The 3131-nt window shown below is 54.7% G+C and carries 1 tRNA gene and 2 rRNA genes (1 of these 3 cut by a window edge); all 3 read right to left on the bottom strand.

Going from position 1 to position 3131, the window contains the following annotated elements:
• Nucleotides 1–77: transfer RNA gene (locus ACBY01_RS17045), tRNA-Met, on the bottom strand.
• A gap of 48 nt (nucleotides 78–125) precedes the next feature.
• A 5S ribosomal RNA gene (rrf, locus tag ACBY01_RS17040) occupies nucleotides 126–240 on the bottom strand.
• A 103-nt stretch (nucleotides 241–343) separates the two neighbouring features.
• A 23S ribosomal RNA gene (locus ACBY01_RS17035) occupies nucleotides 344–3131 on the bottom strand (it continues 7 nt past the right edge of the window).

The following is a 3131-nucleotide window of genomic DNA, read 5'->3' as shown; positions in this document are numbered from 1 at the left end:
TGGTTGCGGGGACAGGATTTGAACCTGTGACCTTCAGGTTATGAGCCTGACGAGCTACCGGGCTGCTCCACCCCGCGCCGAGGAGTTGAGGGTTGTGAATGGGTTTTGTGAGCACGGGCTTCAATGCCTGGCGACGACCTACTCTTCCATCGCTTGAGCGATAGTACCATCGGCGCAGTCTGGTTTCACGGCCGAGTTCGGGATGGGATCGGGTGGGTCACAGACGCTATAGCCACCAAGCAATGAAGCCGGTGCACACAAGTTTTTCAAATCGGTTTGGTCAAGGCTGAGGGGTACATCCGCATTTTGGACAACCCAGGGTTGTCGTTGATGGTGTGCAACTCTCAAGCGCGAATAGGACAATTAGTATCGGTTAGCTCCATGCGTTACCGCACTTCCACATCCGATCTATCAAGGTCGTGGTCTCCGACCGTCCTAAGAAATCTTATCTCGAGGGAGGCTTCCCGCTTAGATGCTTTCAGCGGTTATCCCGTCCGTACATAGCTACCCTGCTGCGCCGTTGGCACGACGACAGGTACACCAGAGGTACGTTCAACCCGGTCCTCTCGTACTAGGGTCAACTCCTCTCAAATTTCGACGCCCACGGCAGATAGGGACCAAACTGTCTCGCGACGTTCTGAACCCAGCTCACGTACCACTTTAATTGGCGAACAGCCAAACCCTTGGGACCTGCTCCAGCCCCAGGATGTGATGAGCCGACATCGAGGTGCCAAACAACCCCGTCGATATGAGCTCTTGGGGGTTATCAGCCTGTTATCCCCGGCGTACCTTTTATCCGTTGAGCGATGGCCCTTCCACGAGGGACCACCGGATCACTATGACCGACTTTCGTCTCTGCTCGACTTGTCAGTCTCGCAGTCAGGCTGGCTTATGCCATTGCACTCTAACAGCCGGTTTCCAACCGGCCTGAGCCAACCTTCGCGCGCCTCCGTTACTCTTTAGGAGGCGACCGCCCCAGTCAAACTACCCGCCACAGAGGGTCCCTGAACCAGTTTCATGGTTCGAGGTTAGACAGTAAACAACAACAGGGTGGTATTTCACCTATGGCTCCACATCAGCTGGCGCCGATGCTTCAAAGCCTCCCACCTATGCTACACAGTTCTTGTCCACTGCCACTCTGAAGCTGCAGTAAAGGTGCACGGGGTCTTTCCGTCTAACCGCGGGTACTCCGCATCTTCACGGAGAATTCAATTTCGCTGAGCATGTCCTGGAGACAGTGGGGAAGTCGTTACGCCATTCGTGCAGGTCGGAACTTACCCGACAAGGAATTTCGCTACCTTAGGACCGTTATAGTTACGGCCGCCGTTTACCTGGGCTTCATTTCGGAGCTTGCACCCCTCCACTTAACCTTCAGGCACCGGGCAGGCGTCAGACCCTATACGTCGTCTTGAAGCCGACTTAGCAGAGCCCTGTGTTTTTGCTAAACAGTCGCTACCCCCTGGCCTGTGCCCCCCATGAGAGCTTGCGCTTACATGGGGCCTCCTTCTTCCGAAGGTACGGAGGCAATTTGCCGAGTTCCTTCAGGACACTTCTCTCAAGCGCCTTGGTATACTCTACCTGACCACCTGTGTCGGTTTCGGGTACGGTCTATACGGTGGGGCTATTTCCCGGGACAGCTTCGAAGCCAGTGCAATCCGATAAGCACTGACAACACACGCCATCCGTCACACACCACCAGGCTGCGGAATATTAACCGCATTCCCATCGACTACCCCCTTCGGGCTCGTCTTAGGGGCCGGCTCACCCTGCGCGGATTAGCCTTGCGCAGGAACCCTTGGTCTTTCGGCGAGAGGGCATCTCACCCTCTTTATCGCTACTCATGTCTGCATTCGCACTTCCGATACCTCCACGGTCGGTTACCCTCCCGCTTCACAGGCGTACGGAACGCTCCGCTACCGCGTGATCATGAAGATCACACCCTAAGCTTCGGTGCACGTCTTGAGCCCCGTTACATCTTCGCCGCAGGAACCCTTGTTTAGACCAGTGAGCTGTTACGCTTTCTTTAAAGGATGGCTGCTTCTAAGCCAACCTCCTGGTTGTTTTGGGATTCCCACATGCTTTCCCACTTAGACGTGACTTGGGGACCTTAGCTGTAGGTCAGGGCTGTTTCCCTTTTGACGACGGACCTTAGCACCCGCCGTCTGTCTCCCGAGTAGTACTCCTAGGTATTCGGAGTTTGGTTAGGTTTGGTAGATCTCGCGACCCCCTAGCCCATCCAGTGCTCTACCCCCTAGGGTATTCGCTCGAGGCACTACCTCAATAGTTTTCGCGGAGAACCAGCTATTTCCCGGCTTGATTGGCCTTTCACCCCTAAGCACAACTCATCCGGTAACTTTTCAACGTTAATCGGTTCGGACCTCCAGTGCGTGTTACCGCACCTTCATCCTGGTCATGCATAGATCGCCGGGTTTCGGGTCTAATGCATCAAACTATGGTCGCCCTATTCAGACTCGCTTTCGCTACGCCTACACCTAACGGCTTAAGCTTGCTTGATACATTAAGTCACAGACCCATTATGCAAGAGGTACGCGGTCACCCCATAAAGAGGCTCCCACTGCTTGTAGGCAATCCGTTTCAGGTACTGTTTCACTCCCCTCATCGGGGTGCTTTTCACCTTTCCCTCACGGTACTAGTTCGCTATCGGTCATGTACGAGTATTTAGGCTTGGAGGGTGGTCCCCCCATGTTCAGACAGGATTACACGTGTCCCGCCCTACTCGAGTCCTCATCCATCACTTTCGCATACGGGGCTGTCACCCGCTATGGCCGCACTTTCCATTGCGTTCTGCTAGTTGAAGATGAGGCACTGGCCTGGTCCGCGTTCGCTCGCCACTACTAACGGAATCTCGGTTGATGTCTTTTCCTCCGGCTACTGAGATGTTTCAGTTCACCGGGTTCGCTTCACCAAAGCTATGTATTCACTTCGGTGATACCTCTCCCATTTAACCCGGCCGATGTTCGCACACCGGCTGAATTAAATGGTGAAGGTGGGTTCCCCCATTCGGAAATCGTCGGGTCACAGGTTGCTCACACCTCACCGACGCTTATCGCAGCGTGCCACGTCCTTCATCGCCTGTACATGCCAAGGCATCCACGAATTGCCCTTACCTC

Origin of the sequence: Sphingomonas mangrovi, from assembly GCF_047975845.1 — a bacterium.
Lineage (GTDB): Bacteria > Pseudomonadota > Alphaproteobacteria > Sphingomonadales > Sphingomonadaceae > Sphingomonas.
The sequence above is the reverse complement of the archived record's forward strand: the minus strand, read 5'-3'. Positions and strand labels throughout refer to the sequence as shown.